Raw genomic sequence first — 25195 nt, 5'->3', positions numbered from 1 at the left:
CACTGACCCGGACAGCATCACCGCCGCACCACTGCTGGCGCGGGACCCGTCCCGCCCGGCCACGCCACGCACGCCCCCCGGAGGTCCGTATGGATGACGTCCTGCTCCGCGCCCCGCTCGTCCCGCCCACCGACACCCTGCGCCGGGACGCGCCCGTCACGCCCGAAGAAGCGCAGCGGCTGCGCGACCTGCCGCCCGAAGCGTACTGGCTGGAGATCGCCCGGCACCTCGACTGGATCACCCCGCCGGAACGCGGCCTGGACGGCACGCTCGGCGACTTCCGGTACTTTCCCGGCGCGACCCTGAACGTGAGCGTCAACTGCCTCGACCGGCACGACCCGCACCGCGTCGCCCTGCACTACGAGCGCGAGGACGGCCTGCGCGAGACGTGGACGTACGGCCGACTCACGCGGGCCACCGCCCGGTTCGCGGCGTGCCTGCAGGACCTCGGCGTGACGCGCGGCGACCGGGTCGGCATCTACCTCAGCAACGCCCCGGAGGCGTTCATCGCCATTCAGGCGTGTTACCGCATCGGGGCGGTGTACAGCGTGATCTTCGCGGGCTTCAGCGCCAGCGCCGTCCGGGACCGCCTCACGGACGCCCAACCGAAGGTCGTGATCTGCACGGACGCCACCCTGCGGCGCGGCCGTCCCGTGCCTCTGCTCAGCACCCTGCGCGAAGCCATGACGGGCGTGGACAGCGTCGGCGCGGTCGTCGTGGCGCGCCGCGTGGACCGGGACGCGCCCCTGCAGCAGGGCGAGCACGACTTCCACGCCCTGCTGGACGCCCAGACCCGCCACGCGGAACCCGTGCCCGTAGAGGCGAACGAGCCGGGCTTCATCATCTACACGAGCGGCACCACCAGCAAACCCAAGGGCCTCGTGCACAGCGCGGCAGGCTTCCTCGTCGGCACGTACGCCAACGTCCTGTGGTCCCTGAACCTCCGCCCGGACGACGTGTACTGGTGCACGGCCGACGTCGGCTGGCTCACCTTCCCGATCTTCGCGCTCGTGGGCGGCCTCGCGCACGGCGCCACGCTCGTCGTGTACGAGGGCGGCATCGACCACCCCACGCCCGAACGGCCGTACGCGCTGCTCGAACGGTACGGCGTCACCAAGATGTTCACCGCGCCCACCGCGCTGCGGATGCTGCGCCGCGCCGGGGACGACGCCGTCGCCCGGCACGACCTCACGCGCCTGCAGCTCGTCGCGCTGGTCGGCGAGCCGCTCGACCCGGAAACGTGGCACTGGACGCAGGGCACGCTCGGCGGTGGCCGCATCTTCGTGAACAACACGTACGGGCAGACCGAGACAGGCACCGCGTGGGCGAGCAGCATGGTCGGCCTGACCCCCACCCGCCCCGGCTCCTGCGGCGAACCGCTCCCCGGCTACCGCGCGCAGGTCCTGCGGGACGACGGGCAGCCCGCCGCGAGCGGCGAACTGGGCGTCCTGACGCTCAGCGAACCGTTCCCCAGCCTCGCGCGCACCGTCTGGGGCGACCACGACCGCTACCGCGCCGTGTACCTCAGCGACCACCCCGGCCACTACGCCGCGTCCGACGCGGCCCTCATGGACGCGGACGGGCAGCTGTGGGTGACGGGCCGCGTGGACGACGTGATGAACGTCGCCGGGCACCGCATCGGCACCATGGAACTCGAAGCGGCCCTCACCACGCACCCCGCCGTGTCCGAGGCGGCCGTCGTCGCGCGGCCCGACCCCCTGCGCGGCACCGTGCCCGTCGCCTTCGTCGTCCCGAGGGCAGGCACGCTCCCCAGCCCGGCCCTCGAAGCGGAACTCGCGGACGCCGTCGTGCAGGGCGTGGGCCGCCTCGCCCGGCCGGACCGCGTGGTCATCGTGAGCACCGTGCCACGCACCCGCAGCGGCAAGATCATGCGCCGCCTGCTGCGCGACCTGCTCGTGACGGGCGACGTGACGGGCGACCTCACCAGCCTCGAGAACCCCGAGGCGCTCGACGTGATCAGGCAGGCCCTGAACGCCCCCGACTGACCCGGCCCGCCCCTTGCCTCCAGCCGCCCTGGCCCGCCCACAGCGCCCACCACACCAGCAGCGGCTGCAGCGGCAGGCGCACCCACAGCACCCACGCCGGAAGCCCGAACCGTTCCGGCGTGCGCGCCATCTCCACGTTCGCCGGGAACACCGCCACCAGCAGCGCCGCCAGCCCCCACCCGGCTGCACGCCGAGACCGCGGGAACAGCAGGCCCAGCCCGCCCGCCAGTTCCGCCACGCCGCTCAGCAGCGTCACGCTCCGCGCGGACGGGAACACGCCCGGCGCCACCCAGCGCGGCACGATGGAATCGAACACCGAGGGCCGCAGCAGGTGAAGCGCGCCCGCCCCCACGAACACCGCCGCCAGCCCCCACACGCCCCACTGCCGTTTCATGCCTGTCAGCCTGCCACGCCCGCATGAGCGCCGCACCCGGCACGGCCCACGCCGGGCGGCCCTCACGGGGATGCATTACCATCGGCCCGTGACCCCGCCAGCCACCCACCCCGCCTCTGCCGCGCCAGCACCCGCCACCCACCCGCCCGCCCTGGAGGCCCGGGCCGTCCGGCATGGCTTCGGCGGGCAGGACGTACTGCACGGCGTGACCCTCAGCGTCGCGCGCGGCGAGGTGGTCGCCGTGACCGGCCCGTCCGGCAGCGGCAAGAGCACCCTTCTGCACCTCCTGGGCGGACTCGACCGTCCCGACCACGGTGAGGTCCTGTGGGGCGGCACGCGCGCCGACACGCTCGACAGTCAGGGCCGCGCCCGCCTGCGCGCCGCGTCCGTCGGCCTGGTCTTCCAGCACCACTACCTGCTGCAGGACCTGACGGTCCTCGACAACCTGCGCGTGCCGGGTCTCCTGCTCCGCCAGGACCTCACGGACGCCGCCCGCACCCTGCTGCACGCCGTGGGCCTCCAGGGCCGCGAGCACGCCATGCCTGCCCAGCTGAGCGGCGGGGAACGCCAGCGCGTCGCGCTCGCCCGCGCCCTCGTCGCGCGGCCCGCCATCCTGCTCGCCGACGAACCCACCGGCAGCCTCGACAGCGGCAACGCCGTCGCCGTCAGCGACCTCATGATCGCCCTCGCCCGCCAGCACGGGACCGGCGTGCTGCTCGTCACGCACGACGAACACATGGCGACCCGCGCCGACCGCCGCCTGCACCTCCTCGACGGGCACCTCAGCGCCCACTGAAGCCCCCGCCCCGTCCGTGACGCACGAGAACGCCCCCTCCGTACGGAGGGGGCGTTCGGGGTCTATCTGTTCAGGCGATCAGAAGAAGAACTTCAGGCCCGCCTTGGCGGTGCTGCCGAACCCGGACTTGTTCGCGCCGGTCGTGGTGTTGCCGTCGAGGCCGGTGCCGATGCCGCTGTTCGTGATGTAGTAGCGGCCCATCGCCTCGGCGTACACGCCGATGCTGTCCGTGAACTTGTAGTCCACGCCGACCAGACCGTTGACGGAGTAGTCGGTGCTCGTACCGGTCGTGGCGGCCACGTTGCGGTTCGCGGTGTCGCGGGTCTTGCTGCTCGTCAGGCCGAACCCGGCGCCGACGTAGGGGGAGATGGTGCCGCCGTCGTTGATGCGGTAGGTGGCGCTCGCGTCGGCGTTGATGGTGCCGTTCTTGGGCTCGTAGTCCACGGAGACCTGCGCGCCGACCGGGCCGATCGCCTGGGTCGTGCCGACGACGGCGCCGTAACTGCCGCGCTCCTGGTTGCCGCCGAGCGAGTAGTCGTAGTTCGCGCCGACGTACAGGCGGCCCGCGTTGCTGGCCGTGGTGGCGGGCGTGCCGGTGTCACCGATCACGATGGTGCTGGGGTTGGTGGTGTTGTTGGTGGTGGTCGTGGTGGTGCTGGTGGCGGGCTGGGCGTTCACGCGCGCTTCGAGTGCCGCGAGGCGAGCTTCGAGGGCGGTGGTGTTCGCGGCGCTGCCGGCAGGGCCAGCGGGACCCTGAGGGCCGGTGGGGCCTGCGGGGATGTTCTTCACGGCCGTCTCGAGCGCGTCGATGCGGGCGGTGAGGGCGGTCGTGTCGGTGCTGGCGGCGCTGCTGTTGAGGGTCGCGGCCTGCGTCTCCAGGGCCGTGATGCGGGCCTGCTGGTCGGCGGTCAGCTTCTCGAGGTCGCTGACGCGGCTGCTGACGCTGGCGAGCTCGGTGGACACTTCCTGGATGCCGTTGGCAATGGTGGTCATGTCGGTGCTGCTGACGCTGCCGCTGCTCAGGGTGCCGCTCTGCAGGAGGCGGTAGAAGATCAGCGCGGCCTGGTAACGGGTGAGGTTCTCGTTGCCACGGAAGGTGCCGTCCGGGAAGCCCTGGATGAGGCCCTTCTGCACGATCACGTCGACGGCGTCCTTGGCCCAGTGGCCGGCGGGCACGTCGGTGAAGGTGGTGACCTGCGTGGTGGTGGCGGTCGTGGCGGCGGGAGCGGTCTGCGCGCCGGCGACGCCGAGAGCGAGGGCCAGGGTGGAAGCGATGGTCAGGATTTTGGTGTTCTGAATGTGCATGGTTGGTTCTCCTCGGTTGCGGCCACTTCGTAGCTGCCTGACTCTCACCGTAAGAACTTCGCGTGAGCGGCCTGTGAATTCAGATGGAGGCGGGCCGCTCCGGGTGAGCTGTAACGCACGGCACGTTCTTCACTTATGAGGTCTGCGTGCGACTCTCTCATATGGGCTATCATCTGATGAGAACGCCGGAAGCCATGCAGCACGCCTGAGAACGTTCTCAGATGACAAAGCTAACTGGACCTTGGGTCATACGCCTCATGAGTGCTTTCTCATCGGGTTCGGGCCTCCCGGACGCTCCGAAGTCATGGCATGCGGCCAGGAGCGCGGCCGCGCCGTTCACGCGGGGCCGGTATGGCAGACTGAACCCATGACCATGTTCGAGGAATACGAGTTCAGAACCCTGCAGATCGACCAGCACGGCCCGCTCGCCGTGCTCACCGTGAACCGCCAGAGCGCCCTGAACGCCCTGAACGGCGAGACGCTCTCCGAACTCGCGCAGGTGACCGACATCGTCGCCGAGAACGCCGAGATCGCCGCCCTCATCATCACGGGCGCGGGCGACAAGGCCTTCGTCGCGGGCGCCGACATCTCCGAACTCGCGCAGCTGGAAGGCGTCTTCGCGGGCCGTGAGATGGCGCTCGCCGGGCAGGACGTCATGCACGGCATCGCGTCGCTGCCCATCCCGACCATCGCGGCCATCAACGGGTACGCGCTTGGCGGCGGACTGGAACTCGCGCTCGCCTGCGACGTGCGCGTCGCCGCGAAGACCGCCCGCGTCGGCCTGCCCGAAGTGACGCTCGGCCTGCTGCCCGGCTTCGGCGGCACGCAGCGCCTCTCACGCCTGATCGGGGCGGGCCGCGCGCTCGACATGATGCTCACGGCCCGCCAGGTGGGCGCCGAGGAGGCCCTCGCGATGGGCCTCGTGAACTACGTGGCCGACAACCCCCTCCAGAAGGCGCGCGAGGTGGCCGAAACCATGCTCAAGAACGCTCCCATCGCCCTGTCCCTCGTGAAGGAAGCGGTGCGGCGCGGCCTGGACACCACCCTGGAACTCGGCCTGGAGATCGAGGCGGACATGTTCGGCATGACGGTCGCCACGCAGGACTTCAAGGAAGGCACGCAGGCCTTCCTCGACAAGCGCAAGGCGAACTTCAAGGGCGAGTGACGCGCCGCCTGTCTTCCCGTCCACCCGGGTCGGCCCGTGACCGCTCACCGGCTGACCGCCCGCCGTCCCAGGAGGTCCACGTGACGCGCCACCCTTCACTCCTCCCCGCCCGCCTCACGCTCCCCTGCCCGCACGCGCGCCCCACGCGGGGGCACGCGTGAACGTCCCTCCGCCCGACGACCGCCCGACCGGCGACATGCTGACCATCAACGTGTCCGGCGGCACCATGCAGGAACTGACGGGCCGCACCGGTCAGCGCACCATCGAGTTCGCCACGCCGCGTGCCAAGCTCATCGAGGCGCTCGGCGCGGCCATCCGCGAGGACCTGCGCGACTACCCGCTCGCCACGGCCGCCTTCGAGGCGCTCATCCGCGACCCGGAAGCGCTCGCGTGCTGGGACATGGCGAACTACATCACCATGCGCAAGCTCGGGTACAACGACCACGGGCGCGTGCACGCCTTCGTGACCGGCGCGTCCAGCCTCGCCATCCTCGAACTGCTGCTGGAGGGCGGCGTGCGCCCCGACCTGATCGAGAGCGGCATCGGCGACGAGGGCGACGTGTTCCTCGTGGTGCTGCTGTCCACCATGCTGCACGACATCGGCAACCAGGTGCACCGCGCCGGGCACGAGCAGCACGGCGTGCACCTCGCGCGGCCCATCATCGACCGCATCCTAGAGCCGCTGTACCCGGACGTGTTCAAACGCACGAAGGTGCGCGCCTTCATCCTGCACGGCATCAACTGCCACGACCTGAACCCGCCGCCGCTCACGGTGGAGGGCGGCATCGTCGCTGTCGCCGACGGGACCGACATCACCAAGGGCCGCGGCCGCAAGGCCTTCTCGCTCGGCTCGGTGGACATTCACAGCATCTCGGCGCTGGCGGTGGATCAGGTCGTCATCACGCGCGGCGACAGCAAGCCCGTGCTGATCGACGTGACCATGAACAACTCCGGCGGGATCTTCCAGGTGGAGGAGGTGCTCGCCCCGAAGGTGATCCGCACGCCGCTCAGCCGTTACGTGGAGCTGCGCGCCCGCACGCGCCCGCAGGGCGACGAGCAGATCGTGAGTTCCGTGCGGCTGGAAGGGGATCACTTCGTGATGAACCTCGAGGACGGCGAGCGGGCCAGCGTGGAGGTCAACGACTCGCAGAAGCGCGTGCGGGACGCGGTGGCGGGCAGCCTCGACGTTCACAGCGAGACCCGCTGACCGCACCCTGACCACCTTCACGACAGGCCCGGCTGGCCGCCCCCGGAACTCCCGGCGGGCGGCCAAGTTCTTCACGTCCCGTGCCCGGCCGCCCCTGTACCCTGAAGGTATGCTCAAGCCGCTGCTGGCCTGCACCCTCGCCCTGCTCCTCGCATCCTGCGGTGGCGGGAGCAGCACCGCCCCCACCACACCCACTGCCGGTACGCCCACCACCGGCACTCCGACGACGGGCACCCCCACCGCCCCGACCCCGGCGCCCGCCCCGGTCCCGCCGAGCGTCCCCGCCCCCACCGCCCGCTGGAGCGACCCCGCCAGCTGGCCCGGCGGGAAGGTCCCCGTGCAGGGCGACAGGGTCAGCGTGCCCGCGGGCGTCAGCATGCTGCTCGACGTGAGCCCGCCCGCCCTCGCGGGCCTCACCGTCCCCGGCGGCAGCGCCCTCACCTTCGCGGACACGGGCGACCTGACCCTCAGCACCGACTGGATCATGCTGGAAGGCACCCTGACGATCGGCACCGAGGCCGCGCCCTACACGCACCGCGCCACCATCACCCTCACGGACGCCACGCCCGGCGAGGACGTGATGGGCATGGGCGACCGCGTGCTCGGCGTGATGGGCGGCCACCTCGAACTGCACGGCCAGAAACGCCTCCCCTGGACGCGCCTCGCCCAGACGGCCCGCGCGGGCAGCAGCACCCTGACGCTCGACACGCCGCCCGACTGGCAGCAGGGCGACCTGATCGCGCTGGCCAGCACCGACTACGACCCCGCGCAGAGCGAGCAGGCCGTCGTCCGCAGCGTCTCCGGGCGCACCGTGACGCTCGCGCAGCCGCTCACGAACACCCACTGGGGCGACCGCGAGCAGGCGCCGCTGCAGGCCGTCGACGAGCGCGCCGAGGTGGGCCTCCTGAGCCGCAACGTCCTCGTGCAGTCCGGCGACGACAGCGTGACCAGCGGCCGGGGCGGGCACGTCATGGTCATGACCGGCGGCACGGCCCGCATCGAAGGGACCGAACTGAACCGCATGGGCCAGCGCAACACCCTGCGCCGCTATCCGCTGCACTTCCACATGCTGGGCAGCGCGTCCGGGTCGTACCTGCGGGACAGCAGCCTGCACGACCTGTACAACCGCTGCGTGACCGTGCACGGCACGAACGACCTCACCGTGAGCGGCAACGTCGCGTACGGCACGACCGGCCACTGCTTCTTCATGGAGGACGGCGCCGAGACCGGCAACACCTTCAGCGGCAACCTCGCCATGCGCGTCCGCGCGCCCGACAGCAAACTCGGCGAGACGCCGCTCCTCACGAGCGACAAGACGCCCGCCGGGTACTGGATCACCAACCCCGCCAACACCTTCACCGGCAACGTCGCCGCAGGCGTGGACGGCACCGGCTTCTGGTACGCCCTGCCGGAACACCCCACCGGCCTCAGCGCCGCCGCCGGAGCGAACACGTGGCCGCGCCGCACCCCGCTCGGCACCTTCAGCGGCAACGTCGCGCACAGCGCCACCCGAGGCCTGAACGTCGACAACGGCAACCAGGCGGACGGCAGCAGCACCGAGGTCATGAGCTACCGCCCCCGCACCACCCCCGCCGACTCCAGGAGCGCGCCCGTGCAGGCGACCTTCAGGGACTTCACGGCCTTCAAGAACCGCGACCGGGGCGTGTGGCTGCGCGGCGACACGCAACTCCTGCAGGGCGGCACCCTCGCCGACAACGCCGTCGGCGTGACCTTCGCCGCGCAGGACACCGCCAGCGACGGCACGCTGCTGGTGGGGGAGACCAGCAACGCCGGGCACCCGCCCAGCTGGGAAGCGACCGGCGACGGCGGCCGCTCCCTCCCGCGCCCGTGGGACGCGACCTTCCCCATCCGCGGCTTCGAGTTCTACGACGGCACCGTCGAGGTCCGCAACGCCACCCTCGCGCGCTTCACGCCCACCGCGCAACGCGGCGCGAGCGGCCTCGGGTACAACCGCCGGAACCCCTTCTCGCTCAGCCCGCAGAACGCCGCCAGCGGCCTGAAATGGCTGGACGCTTCCAACCGCGTCCTGCTCGAAGACCCCACGCCCGGCAAGGACGGCGACCTCGCCGCCGCGTTCCTCGACCGGGACGGCAGCGTGACCGGCACGCCCGGCCGGACCGTCGTCGCCAGCAACCCGCTCCTCACGCCTGGCTGCACCCGCACCGCCGCATGGAATGCCAGCGTGTGCGCCGGACCGTTCCTGCGCCTGTGGTTCTCGTCCGTCAGCGGCGAGAAGCCCGGCACCGTCACCGTGACTGGCGCGGGCGGCCAGGTGTCGCTGGTCGGCACGCCGTCCGCCGGGACGTCCTACTCCACCACCCTCCCCGTCGGCGGCCGGTACGCGCTGGGCTTGCCGCGCATCAACCACCTGCGCCTCGGTCTGGAACAGCTGAAGCCCGGCCAGTCGCTGCGCGTGGACCTGCCCTACACCGGCACGCCCTACCTGTACCGCGACTGGTGGGTGGACGCCCGCAACGCCCTGAAACAGGTGGACGCCGCCGCCCTCGACGCCACGCAGGGCGACGCGTACGCCCTCAGCGGCGGCACGCTGTCCCTGAAACTCATGGTGAAACCCACCGAGCAGGCCGCCGAAGTCGAACTCTGCACCACCCCCCTCTGCCAGTAGACGCCAACGCCGGACCTGAGCGGTGCAGCCTGCTCAGGCGTCGCGGCTCAGCCACGCGCTCAGGGCGGGGACGCTCACCACCTGCCCGCTCCCGCTTCCCGGTCCGGCCCGGCCGTCCTCCAGGCTCCACGCGGCCATCAGGACGGCGCGGGCGTCCACGAGTGCCGTGATCCGCGCGTCCCACGCGTGTCCGAGCGGCCGGACCTCGCGGTACCCGGCCAGCAGCGCGGCTACCAGAGCGCCCGCGTCGGCGCGCCGTGCCAGCAGGGCCTCCATCGCGGCCCGCGCGAGGTCGAGCGCGGCAGGACCGACGACCGGTTCGTCGAAGTCGATCACGACGCAGCTCCCGCCCGCGTCCAAGATCACGTTGCCGGGACGCAGGTCGCCGTGCGTGACGACGGCGTCCTCGACCGCCCAGGCGTGCACGAGCGGCCCGAGCCGGGCGTGCGCGGCGCGGATCACGGGGTCGCGCGCCGCGCCTCCTGACGCACGATCCCAGTGGTCCGTCCAGCGCGCGAAGGGGTGCGCCTGGCCGGGCGGCGGCCTGAAGGTGGCCGACGCGAGGTGCAGCTGCCCGACGCTGCGGCCCAGCTCCCGGGCGCGGGCGGGCGTGAACGGCAGGTCCGACAGGCGCGGGCCGTCCACCCAGCCGGTCGCCGTCACCAGCCAGCCGGGCGGGACGCGCCGCACCGCCCCACCGTCCGGGGTGCGGAGCGGGCGGCAGACCGGCGCGCCGTGCGCGTGCAGGTGTTCCAGCCACAGAAGCGGCAGGGTGAGTTCCCCCTCGCGTACGTGACGGACGCCGGGCACGTCCTGCACGCCCGCCTCCCGGCAGCAGCGCAGTGCGACATGCCCTGCCCGGTACACGGCGTTCACCCCGGCATTCACCAGCGTGACGGGCGCGCCGTCCGCCCCGAACGCGTCCGCGCAGGCCCGCAGCAGGCCCGGCACGATCAGTCCAGGGTGTTCCCGCCCCGAGCCGTCACGCGCCGCGCCGCCCACGGTGGCGCTCAGTCGCCCGTCCGGGCGTCCGTCCGCGCGGCGGGCGCGGTCAGGTCACGCAGCCGCTCGATGAGCGGGCGCAGTTCCTGCCGCTTCAGTTTCAGGGACGTGCGGTTCACCACGAGTCGCGCGCTGGACCGCAGGATCACCTCCAGTTCCTCCAGGTGGTTGGCGCGCAGGGTGCTGCCCGTCTGCACGAGGTCCACCACGGCGTCCGACAGGCCCGTCAGGCATGCCAGTTCGATGTTCCCGCTCAGCTTCACGATCTCGGCACTCAGGCCGCGCTCCAGCAGGTACGCGGCCGTCAGGCGCGGGTACTTGCTCGCCACGCGCTGCACCGGGCCCGTCGCGCCCACCTCGCGGATCAGCGAGAGGCGGCAGTGCGAGAAGTTCAGGTCGAGCGGCTCGTAGATGGCGCGGCCCGACTCGGCCAGCACGTCCTTGCCGACGATGCCTGCGTCCGCGATGCCCAGGTCCACGTACACCGGCACGTCCTGATTCCGCAGTTCCAGCAGCGTGACGTGCCCCATCTGCCACTGCAGGGCACGGCTCTTCTCGGGCAGCGTGATGGGCAGGCCCGCCTGCGCGAGCAGCGCGACGCTCTCCTCGAAGATGCGGCCCTTCGGGAGCGCGAGCGTGATCGGAGTGGGGGACGTCATGCCTGACCTCCTGCCGCCGCGTCCGGCCCGAGCAGCACGTCCAGGTCTGCCAGCTCGTGCCCGCGCGCGCCTCGCCGGATGCCGCGCTGCGCGGCGTACCGGGCGAGTTCCGTTCGGTCGTCCGTCCAGCAGCCCTCCGCGATCAGGCCCTGCGCCCGCGCGTACTGCGCGCCGCCCGCGTCCAGCGCCAGCACCACTTCCGGTTCGGGCGGCAGGTGCCGCGCCGCGACCTCCGTCAGGCGCTCCAGGCCCACCGCGAAGCCCGCGCCGCCCAGCCCGCCTTCCGCCTCGTAGCGCCCGCCGCCCAGGATCTGGCGGGGCGAGCCGTCCGCGTACGCCCGGAACGTGAAGCCCGAGTAGTACTGGTAGCGGCGCGACATGCCCAGGTCGAACAGCAGCCGCTCCGGCCCGAACAGGTCCGCGACGCGCCCCAGGTGATCCAGCGCCGAGCGCGCCCGGTCCCCCAGCGGCAGCGAGCGGGCCGCCGCGAGCACCTCCGGGCCGCCGTACAGGTCCAGCACGACGTTCAGGGTGCGTTCCAGGTCCGCGCCGAGCGAGTGCGTGCGGATCAGCGCGCCCAGGTCCGGGCCGCTCTTGCGGTCCAGCACTTCGTGCAGCTGCGCGCGCAGCGGGTCCGGCAGGCCAGCGTCCTCCAGCAGCGCGTCCAGGAAGCCGGGGTGCCCGACCTCCAGGTGCGCGCGCACGCCGACCGCCTCCAGGGTGCTGAGGCTCAGCGCGAGGAGTTCCGCGTCGGCCTGCGGGGTGTCCACCCCGATCAGTTCCACGCCCAGCTGCGTGAACTCCCGCAGCCGCCCGAGTTCGCTCGCCTGCGAGCGCAGCCACAGGCGCCCGCCGTACTGCAGCCGCAGCGGGAACGGCCCGGCCGGGTAGCGCAGCCGCACGAGGCGCTGCACGGCCGTCGTGAACTCGCTCCGCAGGGCCAGCACCTCGCCGCCCCGGTCGATGAGCTTGAAGGCCCGCGCGTCCTGCGGGTGATGCGGGTCCTGCAGTTCCAGCGCGGGCAGTTCCACGCCCTGGTAGCCCCACGTTCCGAAGTGCGCCGCGACCCGGTTGCGCAGATGCTCCCGCCACGCCCACTCGGGCGGCAGGACGTCTCTCGTCCCCTGGGGCAGGATCATGCGGCCACGCTCCCTGGCGGGCCGGCGAGCAGGTGGGCGGTCAGGCGGTTCAACACGTCCGGGATGATAGCAGGCACGGCGCACGCTGCCGTCAGCCTCGGCGTCCGGCGCGTCCAGCAATGAGGGCCGCCCCACACGTGGAGGCGGCCCGCTGCGGCAGGGGAGGTTACTTCAGGGGGGTGCAGGCGACGCCCGCGTCTGCAGGCGCGCCGGTGCTGTCCTTGGCGGTGTGAACGTTCAGGTACGTGGCGGCCGCGATGTCGGCCGTGGCGACGTTCCCGCTGAGCGTCAGGGCACCCGCCGCGTCCGTCTGCCCGACCATCATGCTCGCCATGATCGGCGCGCCGCCGCTCTTGCAGGGCTCGGTGCTGGCCGTGCCCATCACGTGGTAGTGCCCGACGTAGTACGTGTTCGCGGCGAGGCCCGTGAGCTTCACGGTCGTCATGGTCATGGTGTCGCTCTTGGTGACGCTGGCGTTCCCGGCCGGGTTCACGCCGGCGGGCGCGCTCGCCTGGGGGGTGAGGGTGTACATGGGGCTCATCATCATGGGGGCGCAGGAGGCGAGGGCCAGCGCGCCGAGGGACAGCAACATCACGTTCTTCATGGGGCTCCTTTGTCTGCCGTGGCAGTCCATCTGGTGATCTGGGTCTCATTTAAGGCCCGGCGCGCGGTCGGCATTGTCTGAAGTCCGGCAAACTAAGGATTCTCTGAACGCGGCCCGCCCGCTATAACGGGCGCATGCCTGGCCCCCGCCCGCCCCTGCCGCTCGCGGCCGCCATCACGGCGGGCGGGCAGTCGCGCCGCTTCGGGCAGGACAAGGCCCTGTACCGCGTGGACGGCGTCCCGATGCTGGAGCGCGTCGCGGCGTCCCTGCAGGCGTGCGCCCCGCGCCTGCTGATCGCGCCGCCCGGCCGGTACGACCTGCCCGGCTGGACCGTCACGCCGGACCTGCGGCCGGGCCTCGGGCCGCTCGCCGGACTGGAGGCCGCCCTGACGGCCCTCCCGCAGGGCGCGGAGTGGGTCGCGTACTCGGCCGTGGACCTCCCGTACCTCACGGCCCGGTACTGGGCGCTGCTGCACGCGGCCGTCACGCCCGGCGCGCAGGCGGTCGTGGGCCGGGACGGGGAGGGGAGAGGACAGCCGCTCGCCGCGCTGTACCACCGCTCCGCCCTGGGGGCCGTGCAGGCGCACCTGGACCGGCAGGACCTGCGGATGCGTTCCCTCTTGGACGCGCTGCAGGTACAGGCCGTGATGTGGCCGCAGGTGCGGGACGCGGCGCCGCTCGCGTTCACGAACCTGAACCGTCCCCCTGCATGACGCGCGCCTGACGCCGCCTCAAGCGCTTCTCATGACTTCCACACGGCAGCGGCAGCCTCAGCCTCTAGGCTGCCGTCATGACGTTCACCACCAGCGCGCGCCGCACCGCAGTCCTCGGCCTCACGGCCCTCGTCGGCACGGCCAGCCTCGCGCACGCCGCCACCTCCCCCATCCCGAACCTCCCCCTCAGCCTCGACACCGGCGAGCGCCTCCAGATGCTCACCGACAAGGGCGTCCAGAAGATCTTCCCCGCCGGGAACCGTCCCGAGGCGGTGTTCCTCAGCCCCGACAGCAAACTCAGCCTCGCCTTCGAATGGCGCGACGCCAAGCTCAACAAGGCCGACGTCGCCACCATGCTCACGCAGTTCCCCACCGTGATCCGCGCGCAGGTGCCCGGCATCAAGTCCCTGAAGCAGCAGATGGTCACCCTGAACGGCAACGAGTGGGCGGACTTCGTGTTCGTCGCGCCGAGCCGCACCGGCGACGTGCGCCGCGAGATGCTCATCACGAGCGCGCAGGGCCGCATGCTGGTCCTCACCATCAGCAGCACCATCGCCGACTACAGCAAGAACGAAGCGGACGTCAAGGCGTTCACGAACAGCATCAAACTCAACTGATCCGGAACGTCCCGCAGGCCCGCGCCCGAACCGGTGCGGGCTTCTTCATGGGCGCGTCACCCGGCCCGCCCGTCCGGCTGCTGCTCGCCGTACATGAACACGGCAGCCGACGGGCACAGGTCCAGCAGCAGGCACCCGGCGCACCTGGGGCGCTGCGAGCGGCACACGGCGCGCCCGTGCGCGATGGTGCTCACGTGGAAGGCGTAGCGGTCCGCCCAGGTGCGCGGCAGGACCTCCTCGTACCACCGTTCGATCTTCACGGCGTTCCATCTGGCGGGCACGAGTTCCAGCCGCCGCGAGATGCGGTCGATGTGCGTGTCGACCGGCATGGCGGGCCGCGCCAGATCGAAGAGCAGCACGCACGAAGCCGTCTTGGGGCCAACGCCCGGCAGGCCCTCCAGCAGGGCGCGCACCTCGCCGTCCGCCATGCCGCGCGTGTCCGCGAGGCTGAGCGTGCCGCGCGCCTCCTCCAGGGTGTGCAGCACGTTCCAGATGGTCAGGGACTTGCTGCGGATGAGGCCGCCGCCCGCCTCCCGAAGCGTCGTCTCGATGCCGTCCGGACCGTCGTGCAGCGCCATCTCCCAGCGCGGGTACATGCGTTTCAGGGCCGCGAACTGCCGCCGCGTGACGACGGCGAGGTTCTGCTGCGACAGGATGGTGGAGATCAGCCCGTCAAGCGGTTCGGCGCTGCGTTCCGGGTGGGGGCGGCCCGGCAGGTACGCGTCCGTGAGTCGGCGCGCGACCTCCCCGAGCTGCGGCGGAGCGGGATGCTGTTCGGACAGGGGTGGGCGGGCCATGCCGTCACTGTAGGGTCGGGTGCCCCCGTGAACGGTGTGCGTTCCGGCAGGGAACCTTGAGCCGCGGCAGGGCCAGGGCTGCGGCACGGCAAAAGGGCGCGCCCCCGACCAGGTGTCGGGGGCGCGCCGTGCGGATCGCCTGTTCCTGCCCCGCGCACGGCGGGGCGGGAGGGTCAGGCCTGGGGCTGCTGGGGCTGGATCTGGAAGCCTTCCAGGAAGGCGTAGTCGTCCTGGAAGTGCATCAGCACGCCGCCGAACAGCGTGTCGAAGGTCTCCTGGGGCATTTCGGTCAGGGTGGGGTAGAAGCCCACGTACTCCAGCCACACGTTGCCGTCGCCGTCGATGCTGCGGCTGAAGGCACGCTCGCGGTTGCGGTCGTTGAGGATGGTCATGACTTCCTGCTTGCGGCTCACGTACTGCTTCTGGGTCACGCAGGTGACTTCGAGGCGGCTGGTGTTCTGAGGGCCGTCGTTGACGCTCACGAGCACGGCCGCGTCACCCATCTCGAAACGCCAGCCCATGCGGATGAAGCGCTGGCCGTTGTTCTCCTCGAAGTCCAGCTGCACTTCCTTTTCCTTCAGGTACTTGGCGATGGTCTCCAGGGTCAGCAGGGCAACGTCTTGATTGGTCATGGTGATTCCTCCAGTGTTGGTGGTCAGGACGGAAGGGGCCGTGAAGTCCGGCCGGTGTCTTCCGCCGCTTGTTTGAAACCCGAACGATTCTACACCCTTCCCGCGCGCGGCGCGCCTCACGGGCCGCGCGCGGCCTGCGTTCAGGGCCGGTGCGCGATCCGCAGCGTGACGGGCGCCACGCCCTCGCCCGTGATGCCGAGCGCGCGGGCAGCGGCGGTCGACAGGTCGATCACGCGGTCCCGGCGGCCGAAGGGGCCGCGGTCGTTGATCATCACGAGGACCGAGCGGCCCGTGCGGGCGTGCCGGACCTCCACCCACGTCCCGAACGGCAGGCTGAGGTGCGCGGCCGTGAGCGGCGTGCGCGTGTCCCGCCGCCCGCCGTAATACACGGCCATGCCGCTCTGGTACACGGGCAGGTTCGCGGCGCGGGCGGGCAGCACGGCGGGCCGGACGTGACTGGCGGGAGCCGCGCCGCGCCCGGGGAGGCGCAGCACCGTCCCGACGTGCAGCGTGCCGCCGTTCAGGCCGTTGCGCCGCGCGAGGTCGGCAGCCGTCGTGCCGGACGCCCGCGCCAGCGCGTACAGCGTGTCGCCCGCCTGCACGCGGTACACGCGCTCCGCGCCCGCCTGCGCCGCGACGCCCGCAGCAATCAGCACGCCCGCCTGCAGCCACGCCCGCACGCGCGTCAAAGGAGCTCCTTCGCGGAGCGGGACAGCACCTCGTGACCGTCCTCGGTCACCAGGATCAGGTCCTCGATCCGCACGCCGCCCACGCCCGGCACGTACACGCCCGGCTCGACCGTCACGATCATGCCCGGCACGAGCACGTCCGCGCTGGCCGCCCGCAGGCTCGGCCCCTCGTGCACCGCGAGGCCCACCCCGTGCCCCAGCGAGTGCGCGAACGCCTCCGCCAGTCCGTGCGCGCCGAGCAGGTCACGCGCGACCGCGTCCAGCTCGCCGCCCGTCGCGCCGGGACGCACGGCGGCCACGGCGGCCTCCTCGGCCTCCAGCACCGCGCGGTACAGGCGCCGCAGCTCCTCGGACGGGTTCCCGACCGCCACGGTGCGCGTCATGTCGGAGTGGTACCCGTCCAGCAGCGCCCCGAAATCCACGGTGACCAGCTCGTCGTTCCCGATCACGCGGGCCGACGCCGTCCCGTGAGGCATCGCGCCGCGCGGGCCGGACGCGACCGTGATGCCGAACGCGGACCCCGCCCCGCGCTCCCGCATGAAGCCCTCCAGCCGCGCCGCGACGTCCGACTCGCGCACGCCCGCCGCGATGAAGGGCCGCACGGCCGCGAAGGCCTCGTCCGCGAGCGCCTGCGCGGCCCGCACGCGCGCCACCTCGTCCGGCGTCTTCACCTGCCGCAGCGTGTCGATCACGCGCGACGTGGACACCAGCGTCGCCGGGCGCTCGCCCGCCTGCCAGTGCGCGCGCAGCCGCTCCAGTTCCGCCACCGTCAGGTGATCCGCCTCGAACCCCACCCGCAGGCCCTCCACGGCGGGCGCGGCGTGCGCGAGCGTCGCGGGCGGCCGCGCGATGAAGGACGGGAAGCGGCTCTCCTCCTGCGCCTGCACCGTGTACCGCGCGTCGGTGTACAGCGTCGGCTGCGCCGAGAGCAGCAGCCGCGCGTCCCGGCCGCTCGTGAAGCCCGACAGGTAACGGATGTTCTCAGGGCTGCTCACCCACAGGGCGTCCACCCCCGCCCGGTCCAGCGCCGCGCGCAGCGTGTCGGGCAGGAGGGAGGCCGGGCCGGGCGAGGGCGTCGCGGTCTGATCTGTAGACATGGCAGGCAGAGTAACACGCGCCCCCGCACCCCGACTCCGGGAAACCCGTCATGCGGGCGGGGCAAGCGTCCCCTGCCCGGGCCTGGGCGCGGGCGTACACTGACCGTCATGAGTGCGCCGTCCAATCCGTCCAGGCGAGGCGCGAGCCCGAAAATCGTGCTGTTCCTGACCATTTTCGTGGCGATGCTGGGCCTCAGTGTCCTCTTCCCGATCATCGCGCCCCTCTCCCGTCAGCTCGGCCTGACCGAGACGCAGGCCGGGTGGTTCTCCACCGCGTACAGCCTGATGCAGTTCGTCTTCGCGCCCATCTGGGGCAGCCGCAGCGAACGCGTGGGCCGCAAACCCGTCCTGCAGACGGGCCTCGTCGGCTTCGCCGTCAGCTTCGGGCTGTTCGGCCTGTTCGCCGTGCTCGGCCTGAACGGCGTGCTCAGCGGCACGCTGCTGTTCGTGCTGCTCGTCGCGTCCCGCCTGCTGGGCGGCGTGCTGTCCAGCGCCACCCTCCCCACCGCGCAGGCCATGATGGCCGACCTGACGGGCCGCGAGAACCGCGCCGCCGCCATGGGCCTCATCGGCGCGGCCTTCGGGCTGGGCGTCGTGTTCGGCCCCGCCATCGGCGCGGCCCTGTCCCGCCTGGGCCTCGTGGTTCCCGTGTTCTTCAGCGCGGGCCTGGGCCTCCTCACGGCCGTCCTCGCCACCCTCACGCTGCGCGAGACGCGCCAGCCCGGCCAGGACGACCCGGCCAGCCGCCGCCCCGCGTGGGCGCTGCTGCGCGGCCCGCTGCTCCTGATCCTGGCCGTCAGCGCCCTGTACACCCTGGCGTCCGTCGGGATGGAGCAGACCATCGGCTTCTACGTGCAGGACACCCTGCACCTCTCGCCCGCAAGGACCGCCACCACCGTCGGCACGATGCTCGCCATCTTCGGGTTCCTCGCGGCGGCCGTGCAGGGCGGCGCGATCCGGCCCCTCAGCAAGAAGCTGTCCGCGTCCGTCCTCATCCCGGCGGGCCTGCTCGTGATGGGTGCGGGCATGCTGCTCCTGCCGAGCGGCGTGACCTTCTGGAGCATCACGGGCGCTCTCGCGCTCGTTGGGGTGGGCAGCGCCATCCTCGGCCCGAGCCTGTCGGCAGCCCTGTCGCTCGGCGTGGACGAGAACGCGCAGGGGCAGGTGGCGGGCCTCAACAGCAGCGCCCTCGCGCTCGGCCGCATGACCGGCCCCCTGATCGGCACGGGCCTGTACCAGAAGGTGTCGCACGGCGCGCCGTACCTGTTCAGCGGCACGGTCCTCATCGTGCTGCTCGTGCTGAGCCTCGTGCTGCGCCCCAATCTGGAACGCACGGTGACCGCCCCCGGCACCTGATCCGGCCCTGAACTGAACGCCTGGAGTTCAGCCGACCGGAACGCGCAGCCGCCGCCCTGCCGCGAGCACCAAACGTACGGCTTTGAAGAGATGCCAGGGGATGCCATGGCGTTTCCTGGCGTCCCTGGAATCGGATCAACACGGTATGACCGTCTCCTCCAGTGTTCCGACCGGCCCCGCGTTCTCTCGGGGCCGGTCCCGTTGTGGCCGACCGGTTCTGCGCTGCCTGCCTTTCATGAGGTGCCGTTATGGTGGGCGAATGCGTTTGTCTCTGCTCGCCTCCGTCCTCACCCTGTCCCTCGCGCTCGGCGTGGCCGTCCCGGCGGGCGCTCAGTCCGGCGCGGCGCTCGTGTACACCGTCCGCGCCGGGGACACCCTGTACCGCATCGCGACGGAACGCGGCCTGAATCCGGCCGACCTGCTGCGCCTGAACAACCTCACGTCTCCCGACCTGAGTGTCGGGCAGGTGCTGCGCCTCCCGTCCGGGGCGGCCGCGACCACACCCGCCCCCACGAAGCCCGCCGTCACGAAACCCGCCACCGCTGCGCCTGCCAATCCGGCGCCTGTCAACGTGGTGTCGGGCGTCACGGTCCGCGCGCCCGCGCGCCTCACCATGGGCGACGCGTTCGTGCTGCGCCTCAGCGGCCAGGACGCCGGGAACGCCGTGGTCAGCTTCCCCAGCGAGACCGGTGAGGACGTCCGAAAGCCCGCCGAGGTCCTCACGCCCATCGGCGCGGCCGGAGAGTACGTCGTGCTGGGCCGCGTGGTGCTCGGCAAGACCACCCCGCTCGTGTACACCGTCCGCGTCGGTCAGGACGTCCTGAAAGGCAGCGTGCCCGTCTCCGCGCTCGACCAGCCCATCCAGCACCTCACGCTCGCCAAGACCCTCACCGACCGCCTCAAGGCGCCCGAACGGCCCGCCGAGGAGAAGGTCGTGGAGGCCGCGTACGCGCTCCGCACCCCGCAGGCGTGGTCGCGGCCCTTCTCGCCGCCCCTCGACAGCCGCAGCGTGTCGAGCTCCTTCGGGCAGCCGCGCACGTATCTCGCGGGCGGCCCCGTCGCGTACCACTACGGCATGGACTTCCCCGCCAAGATCGGCACGCCCGTCCGCGCCGTCAACGACGGCCGCGTCGTGATCGCCGCCACGTACCCCGTCCGGGGCGGCCTCGTCGCCATCGACCACGGGGCGGGCCTGCTCAGCCTGTACTTCCACCAGAGCAAACTGCTCGTGAAGGTCGGTCAGGTCGTGCGGCGCGGCGACGTGATCGGTCAGGTCGGCACGACCGGCCTGAGTGCCGGACCGCACCTGCACCTCGAGATGCGCGTGCGCGGCGAGGGCACCCTCCCCACCCTGTACTTCAACCGGCTCTGGCCGTGAAGCGGCGCGGCGCTACACTGACCCGGTGAACGAACGCGACCTCCCCCAGGCCGACCTGCTGAGCAACGTCAACGCCCGCAGCGAAGGCCACCTGCCCGGCCTGATCGGCATCGCCTTCACCGAACTGACGCCCGACACCGTGAAGGCCGAACTGACGGTCCGTCCGGAACTCATGGCCCCCAACGGCTTCCTGCACGCCGCGTCCGTCATCGCGCTCGCCGACACCGCCTGCGGGTACGGCTGCCGCCTGCTCCTGCCGGACGGCGCGAACGGCTTCACGACCATCGAACTGAAAAGCAACTTCCTCGGCACGGCCCGCGCAGGCCGCGTCACCTGCGAAGCCCGCCCCGTCCACGCGGGCCGCACCACGCAGGTCTGGGACGCCGAAGTCCGCAACGAGCAGGGGAACGTCATGGCCCTCTTCCGCTGCACGCAGGCCGTCCTGTACCCCAGAGCCGCCCCCCGCACGGACGGCTGAATTGCCGACCGCCGACCCCTTCCTGCATCACCCGGACCCGCTCACGCGCGAGATCGCACGCGGGTACGCGGGCGGGTCCTTCCTGATGGACAACGGCGACGGCCTGCAGTGGTACACGGTCGGCACGCGCGCCCTCGTCCCGCTCGGCGCGGACCTGCACGTCCCCACCAGCCTCAGACGCCAGATCGGGCGCTTCCAGGTGGCCGTCGACATGGATTTCGCCGGCGTGCTCGCCGGGTGCCGCGACCGCCCGGCAGACGAGACGTGGATCAGCGACGAACTGGCCGACATCTACCTGCACCTGCACCGGACGGGCCTCGCGCACAGCTTCGAGACGTGGCAGGACGGACAGCTGGCAGGCGGCGTGCTGGGCCTCGTGCTGGGCGGCGCGTTCATCGGCGAGACCATGTACCACCGCGTCACGCACGCCTCCAAGGTCGCGCTCGTGCAGCTGTCCCGGCACCTCACCGCGCAGGGGTTCGTGTTCCTCGACGCGCAGATCCAGAACCCGCACCTCGCCCGCTTCGGCACGTACGAACTCGGCGCAGCGGCGTACCGGAAGCTGCTGAAGCAGGCGCTCGGCACGGACGCCGACCTCTGAAATCCGGCCGGGGCAGGCGGGACGCGCGCCCCCCAGACAAATGCCCGCCGTGCCCGTGCTCAGGCGGTACGCTGGGTCCATGACCAATCCCGCCCCCACCTTGCCCGGCAGCACCCAGACGCAACCGTTCCGCGTGCTGATCTGCGACGAGATGAACCCCGGCAACCTCGAGCACGACGGGTACGACATCGAGTACGTGGCGAACATGCCGCGCGAGGAGATCCTGCGCCGCCTCCCGGAGTTCGACGCGCTCATCACCCGCAGCCGCACCAAGGTCGACCGTGAACTGATCGACGCGGCGGGCGAGCGCCTGAAGGTCGTGGGGCGCGGCGGGGTCGGCGTGGACAACATTGACCTGGATTACGCGTCGCTGCGCGGCCTGCTGATCCTGAACGCGCCCGAGAGCAACAACGTCTCGGCGGCGGAGCTGGCCGTCATGCACCTCATGGCCGCCGCGCGCGGTCTCGTGCGCAGCGACAGCCGCACGCGGGCGGGCGTGTGGGACCGCAAGTACCTGGGGCAGGAACTCAAGGACCGCACGCTCGGCATCGTGGGCCTGGGCCGCATCGGCAGCATCGTCGCGAGCCGCGCGCAGGGCCTGCGGATGAACGTCGTCGCATACGACCCGTACGTGCCCGAAACGAAGTTCGAGCGTCTGGACGTGCGGCGCGCCGAGACGCTCGACGAGCTGCTCGCGCAGGTGGACGCCATCACGGTGCACACGCCCCTGACGGACGAGACGCGCGGCATGATCGGCGCGGAGGAACTCGCGAAACTCCGGCCCGGCGCGATCGCCGTGAACGCCGCGCGCGGCGGCATCATCGACGAGCAGGCGCTCGTGGACGCCCTGACGAGCGGACACCTGTTCGCGGCAGGCGTGGACGTGTTCGTGGACGAGCCGCCCACCCCGGACCACATCTTCCTGACCGCCCCGAACCTCGGCATCACCGCGCACCTCGGCGCGAACACCTTCGAGGCGCAGGAACGCGTCGGTGCGGAGATCGTGGAGCGCGTCCTCGCGGCCCTGAAGGGCGACGTCAGCAAGGGCGCCGTGAACGCGCCCGCCCTGGACGCCAAGACCATGGAGGCGCTCGGCGGGTACCTGGAGCTCGGTGGGAAGCTCGGGAAGATCCTCGCGCAGCTCATTCCCGGCGCAGAGGAACTGGAGATCACGTTCCGTGGGGAGTTCCCGGCGGACCCTGCGCCCGTCGTGTCGAGCCTGCTGGTCGGGTACCTGAGCGGCAGCACCGACGAGCACCCCAACATGATCAACGCCCGCGCCCTCGCCCGCGAGCGCGGCCTGAGCCTCGCGATCCGCGAGGTGCCGGAAAGCCCCGACTACCAGACGGAAGTGATCGTGAAGGCCGTCGTGCACGGCGACGACCGCGACCGTACCCGCACGGTGGGCGGCACGGTCTTCGGACGCAGCGCCCGCCTGACGCGCCTGCGGGACTTCCGCGTGGAACTCCAGCCGGAGGGCTTCATCCTGATCGCGTCCAACCAGGACAAGCCGGGCGCCGTCGCGAAGCTCTCGAACCTGCTCGGCACGTGGGGCATCAACATCGCCGGGATGGCACTCGGCCGTGCCGAACGCGGCGGGCAGGCGCTGTTCACCCTCACGCTCGACGAGGGCCTGAACGCCGAGCAGCTGCAGGCGGTCCGTGACCTCGACGTGATCGACTCGGCCTTCCTCGTCCGCGTCTGATCCGGTGTTGAGCTGAACGTTTGGAGTTCAGCCGAGCGAAGCGAGTACCAAAAAGTACGGTTTGGGGGAGATGGAAGCGGGCAGGCGTCCTGTAGGGCGTCCGTTCTGCCCAAGAAGGGATGCCTGTGCTTTTTCCGGAATCCCTGGAATCGGATCAACACCGTACGACCCTGGGAGGGCGGGGCGCCTCACCGGCACGTGGTGGGGCGCTCCGCCCTCTGCCGCCCCGCCCTCTGCCGCGCGCGGGCTTGTCCTGACCGGTCCCGCGCCCGGCCCGCCCGCAGCCTGCACAATGGAGGCATGGCCGACCAACCCCAGCCCACCCCGACCCAGCCCGCTCACGTGCCCCTGAACCGTCAACGCCTGATCGCGCCCGGCCCGGTCGAGGTGGAGCCGCGCGTCCTCGCGCAGCTCGCGCAGCCGCAGATGCACCACCGCGCGCCGGAAGGCGTCGCGAAACTCATGCAGGCGCGCGCGCAGCTGAGCGAACTGCTGGACGCGCCCGGCTACGAGTCCGTGATCGTGACGGGCAGCGGCACCGCCGCCTTCGAGGGTGCCCTCGTGAGCCTCGTGCCGGGCGGCGCGAAGGTTGTGAGCGCCCAGGCCGGGAAGTTCAGCGAACGCTGGGGCGAGATGGCGGGCCGCTTCGGGTACGACACGCACCTCGTCAGCAGACCCTGGGGCGAGGTGCTCGACCCGCAGGAAGTCGCGGACGCCGCGCGGGACGCGCACACCCTGCTCGTGACGCACAGCGAGACGAGTACCGGCGCGCTGCACGACCTGCAGGCCATCACGGCCGCCGCGAAGGCCCGCAACCCCGACCTGATCGTCATCGCGGACTGCATCACCAGCTACGGCGTCGCGGAACTCCGCCCGGACGCGTGGGGCGTGGACGTGATCGTGTCCGGCAGCCAGAAGGGCACCGCCACCCCGCCCGGCCTGGGCCTGCTGCTCTTCAGCCCCGAGGTGCAGGAGCGCCTCATCCCGAACACGCCGCGCGGCTTCTACCTCGACATGCAGCGCGAACTGAAGGGCCAGAAGGCCGGGAACACTCCGCAGACGCCCGCCATCAACCTCATCTACGCGCTCAGCGCGTCGCTGGAGCGACTGCTGAGCGTCCCGCGCGAGGTGCTGTGGGCCGAGAAGCGCCGCCAGAACGACGCGCTCCTCGCGGCCGGCACCGCCATCGGCGCGCGCCCCTGGGCGAGCCGCACCAGCCCCGCCGTCGCCGTCCTGTGCCCCCCCGAAGGGCTCGGCGGGCGGGCCGTCGCCGCGCAGCTCGCCGCGATGGGCCAGCGCGCCCTGCCCGGCCAGGCGCCGCATGAGGACACGGTGTTCCGCGTGTCCAACATGGGCTACGCTGACCGTTACGACGCGCTCGCCATCGCAGGCGTCATGGAGGACGCCTTCGAGGCGCTGGGTGTCACGTTCACGCGCGGAGCAGGCGTCGCCGCCGCGTGGGAAGCCCTGAAAGGCTGAACCGCCACCACGGCAACGAGGCGGCCCACCGGACAGGGGGGCCGCCTCGCCTCATTGCGGAAGGCGTGTCAGTTCAGGGCGCGTTCGTCTCTCGGCAGGAACGAGATCAGGGTCTCCAGGCGGTCCATCAGGTCGATGGTGTCGAGCGCCTGTTCGCGCTGGTCGCCGTTCAGGGGGAGGAGCGTCGCGGCGAAACTGGCGAGCAGCAGCGGGTCGTGCGGGGCGTGCTCGCGGATCGCTTCGGCGTCCTGCGGGCGCGTGCGGAGCAGGCCGTCCAGCAGGCGGCGCGACAGGGCGCCCGTCATGTCCTCCTGGCCGGGACCGCCGGGCAGCGGGTCTTCCTGCACCACGGCGCTCAGGTACGAGCGCGTGGTGTCGAACGACTGGATACGGAAGCGTTCTCCGCCGACCACGACGATGCTGGCCGTGCCGTCGTCGTGGTCGGTCACGTTGCGCAGGTGGGCGAGCGTGCCGACGCGGGCCACGCGCTCGTGGAAGGGTTTGCCCGGGGCCGCGTCCGCCGCTTCGAGGATGCGGACGATGCCGAACGGTTCGCCGCTGCGGCGCGTGTCGGCGAGCAGGTCCCGGTACCGCTGTTCGAACACGTAGAGGGGGAGGACCAGTCCTGGGAACAGCACCAGATCGGGCAGCGGGAAGAGTGGCGTGGTGGGCGGGGACATTTGACTTCATGCTGGACGCTGAGGCGCCCTCACATATCATCTTGTGTTA

The 25195-nt window shown here is 71.9% G+C and carries 24 protein-coding genes; 13 read left to right on the top strand and 11 right to left on the bottom strand.

What is annotated here, in order from left to right; genetic code table 11:
- Window positions 1-89: 89 nt before the first annotated feature.
- Entirely contained in the window at window positions 90-2006 is a 1917-nt protein-coding gene (locus IEY33_RS02255; protein ID WP_188960577.1) for an acetate--CoA ligase, read from the top strand.
- Here the strand turns inward: IEY33_RS02255 and IEY33_RS02250 are convergent.
- Window positions 1978-2400, bottom strand: coding sequence for a DoxX family protein (locus IEY33_RS02250; protein WP_188960576.1), 423 nt, complete (start codon window positions 2398-2400; stop codon window positions 1978-1980). The genes IEY33_RS02255 and IEY33_RS02250 overlap by 29 nt on opposite strands.
- 88 nt (window positions 2401-2488) lie before the next feature.
- On the opposite strand from IEY33_RS02250, the gene IEY33_RS02245 reads away from it, so the two are divergent.
- Window positions 2489-3196 (top strand): ABC transporter ATP-binding protein, encoded by a 708-nt coding sequence (locus IEY33_RS02245; RefSeq protein WP_229670689.1) that lies wholly within the window; start codon window positions 2489-2491, stop codon window positions 3194-3196.
- A gap of 78 nt (window positions 3197-3274) precedes the next feature.
- Here IEY33_RS02245 and IEY33_RS02240 read toward each other — a convergent pair whose 3' ends face one another.
- Window positions 3275-4501, bottom strand: coding sequence for an S-layer homology domain-containing protein (locus tag IEY33_RS02240; protein ID WP_188960574.1), 1227 nt, complete (start codon window positions 4499-4501; stop codon window positions 3275-3277).
- 367 nt (window positions 4502-4868) lie between these two features.
- Between IEY33_RS02240 and IEY33_RS02235 the strand changes: the two genes are divergently transcribed.
- The 3 genes from IEY33_RS02235 to IEY33_RS02225 all read left to right on the top strand — a co-directional run bounded on the left by IEY33_RS02235 (window position 4869) and on the right by IEY33_RS02225 (window position 9520).
- Window positions 4869-5666, top strand: a complete 798-nt coding sequence (locus IEY33_RS02235) for an enoyl-CoA hydratase/isomerase family protein (protein WP_188960573.1) — start codon at window positions 4869-4871, stop codon at window positions 5664-5666.
- Window positions 5667-5892: 226 nt separating this feature from the next.
- A complete protein-coding gene (locus IEY33_RS02230) occupies window positions 5893-6873 on the top strand; it encodes a phosphohydrolase (protein WP_229670743.1) in 981 nt (326 codons plus the stop codon).
- A 109-nt stretch (window positions 6874-6982) separates the two neighbouring features.
- A complete protein-coding gene (locus tag IEY33_RS02225) occupies window positions 6983-9520 on the top strand; it encodes a G8 domain-containing protein (protein ID WP_188960572.1) in 2538 nt (845 codons plus the stop codon).
- Between the two features lie 33 nt (window positions 9521-9553).
- On the opposite strand, the gene IEY33_RS02220 is transcribed toward IEY33_RS02225, so the two are convergent.
- The 4 genes from IEY33_RS02220 to IEY33_RS02205 form a co-directional block, all read right to left on the bottom strand.
- Window positions 9554-10522: a phosphotransferase enzyme family protein gene (locus IEY33_RS02220; RefSeq protein ID WP_188960571.1), complete on the bottom strand. Its 969-nt coding sequence runs from the start codon at window positions 10520-10522 to the stop codon at window positions 9554-9556.
- Window positions 10523-10530: 8 nt separating this feature from the next.
- Window positions 10531-11181, bottom strand: a complete 651-nt coding sequence (gene hisG, locus IEY33_RS02215; RefSeq protein WP_188960570.1) for an ATP phosphoribosyltransferase — start codon at window positions 11179-11181, stop codon at window positions 10531-10533.
- On the bottom strand, window positions 11178-12320 hold the full coding sequence (locus tag IEY33_RS02210) for an ATP phosphoribosyltransferase regulatory subunit (protein WP_188960569.1): 1143 nt from the start codon (window positions 12318-12320) through the stop codon (window positions 11178-11180). The genes hisG and IEY33_RS02210 overlap by 4 nt, the downstream gene beginning before the upstream one ends.
- 166 nt (window positions 12321-12486) lie before the next feature.
- Window positions 12487-12924: a superoxide dismutase gene (locus tag IEY33_RS02205; RefSeq protein ID WP_188960568.1), complete on the bottom strand. Its 438-nt coding sequence runs from the start codon at window positions 12922-12924 to the stop codon at window positions 12487-12489.
- 134 nt (window positions 12925-13058) lie between these two features.
- On the opposite strand from IEY33_RS02205, the gene IEY33_RS02200 reads away from it, so the two are divergent.
- Window positions 13059-13637, top strand: a complete 579-nt coding sequence (locus tag IEY33_RS02200; RefSeq protein WP_188960567.1) for a molybdenum cofactor guanylyltransferase — start codon at window positions 13059-13061, stop codon at window positions 13635-13637.
- A gap of 77 nt (window positions 13638-13714) precedes the next feature.
- Complete coding sequence (locus IEY33_RS02195) at window positions 13715-14254, top strand: hypothetical protein (protein ID WP_229670688.1); 540 nt, start codon at window positions 13715-13717, stop codon at window positions 14252-14254.
- Window positions 14255-14310: 56 nt separating this feature from the next.
- Here the strand turns inward: IEY33_RS02195 and IEY33_RS02190 are convergent, their stop codons facing one another.
- From IEY33_RS02190 to IEY33_RS02175, 4 genes are all read right to left on the bottom strand, one after another.
- On the bottom strand, window positions 14311-15051 hold the full coding sequence (locus IEY33_RS02190; RefSeq protein WP_188960566.1) for an endonuclease III domain-containing protein: 741 nt from the start codon (window positions 15049-15051) through the stop codon (window positions 14311-14313).
- Window positions 15052-15224: 173 nt separating this feature from the next.
- The gene (locus tag IEY33_RS02185) at window positions 15225-15683 is read right to left on the bottom strand and encodes a type III secretion system chaperone family protein (RefSeq protein WP_188960565.1); all 459 of its coding nucleotides are present in this window, start codon (window positions 15681-15683) and stop codon (window positions 15225-15227) included.
- Window positions 15684-15823: 140 nt separating this feature from the next.
- A complete protein-coding gene (locus tag IEY33_RS02180) occupies window positions 15824-16363 on the bottom strand; it encodes an RlpA-like double-psi beta-barrel domain-containing protein (protein ID WP_229670742.1) in 540 nt (179 codons plus the stop codon).
- A gap of 5 nt (window positions 16364-16368) precedes the next feature.
- On the bottom strand, window positions 16369-17469 hold the full coding sequence (locus tag IEY33_RS02175) for a M24 family metallopeptidase (RefSeq protein ID WP_188960564.1): 1101 nt from the start codon (window positions 17467-17469) through the stop codon (window positions 16369-16371).
- 108 nt (window positions 17470-17577) lie between these two features.
- On the opposite strand from IEY33_RS02175, the gene IEY33_RS02170 reads away from it, so the two are divergent.
- The 6 genes from IEY33_RS02170 (at window position 17578) to IEY33_RS02145 (ending at window position 24466) form a co-directional block, all read left to right on the top strand.
- Complete coding sequence (locus tag IEY33_RS02170) at window positions 17578-18825, top strand: MFS transporter (RefSeq protein WP_188960563.1); 1248 nt, start codon at window positions 17578-17580, stop codon at window positions 18823-18825.
- Window positions 18826-19084: 259 nt separating this feature from the next.
- Window positions 19085-20203: a peptidoglycan DD-metalloendopeptidase family protein gene (locus IEY33_RS02165; RefSeq protein WP_188960562.1), complete on the top strand. Its 1119-nt coding sequence runs from the start codon at window positions 19085-19087 to the stop codon at window positions 20201-20203.
- A gap of 25 nt (window positions 20204-20228) precedes the next feature.
- Window positions 20229-20681: a PaaI family thioesterase gene (locus IEY33_RS02160; protein WP_229670687.1), complete on the top strand. Its 453-nt coding sequence runs from the start codon at window positions 20229-20231 to the stop codon at window positions 20679-20681.
- 1 nt (window position 20682) lies between these two features.
- Window positions 20683-21282, top strand: coding sequence for a leucyl/phenylalanyl-tRNA--protein transferase (aat, locus tag IEY33_RS02155; protein WP_188960561.1), 600 nt, complete (start codon window positions 20683-20685; stop codon window positions 21280-21282).
- A gap of 79 nt (window positions 21283-21361) precedes the next feature.
- The gene (gene serA / locus IEY33_RS02150) at window positions 21362-22987 is read left to right on the top strand and encodes a phosphoglycerate dehydrogenase (protein WP_188960560.1); all 1626 of its coding nucleotides are present in this window, start codon (window positions 21362-21364) and stop codon (window positions 22985-22987) included.
- 300 nt (window positions 22988-23287) lie between these two features.
- Window positions 23288-24466 (top strand): aminotransferase class V-fold PLP-dependent enzyme, encoded by a 1179-nt coding sequence (locus IEY33_RS02145; protein WP_188960559.1) that lies wholly within the window; start codon window positions 23288-23290, stop codon window positions 24464-24466.
- A 68-nt stretch (window positions 24467-24534) separates the two neighbouring features.
- Here the strand turns inward: IEY33_RS02145 and IEY33_RS02140 are convergent, their stop codons facing one another.
- A complete protein-coding gene (locus IEY33_RS02140) occupies window positions 24535-25146 on the bottom strand; it encodes an LON peptidase substrate-binding domain-containing protein (protein WP_188960558.1) in 612 nt (203 codons plus the stop codon).
- Between the last annotated feature and the right edge of the window lie 49 nt (window positions 25147-25195).

The organism is Deinococcus aquiradiocola, from assembly GCF_014646915.1.
Taxonomy (GTDB): domain Bacteria; phylum Deinococcota; class Deinococci; order Deinococcales; family Deinococcaceae; genus Deinococcus; species Deinococcus aquiradiocola.
Note: the sequence above shows the minus strand (reverse complement) of the source record. Positions and strands in the feature narration are given on the sequence as shown.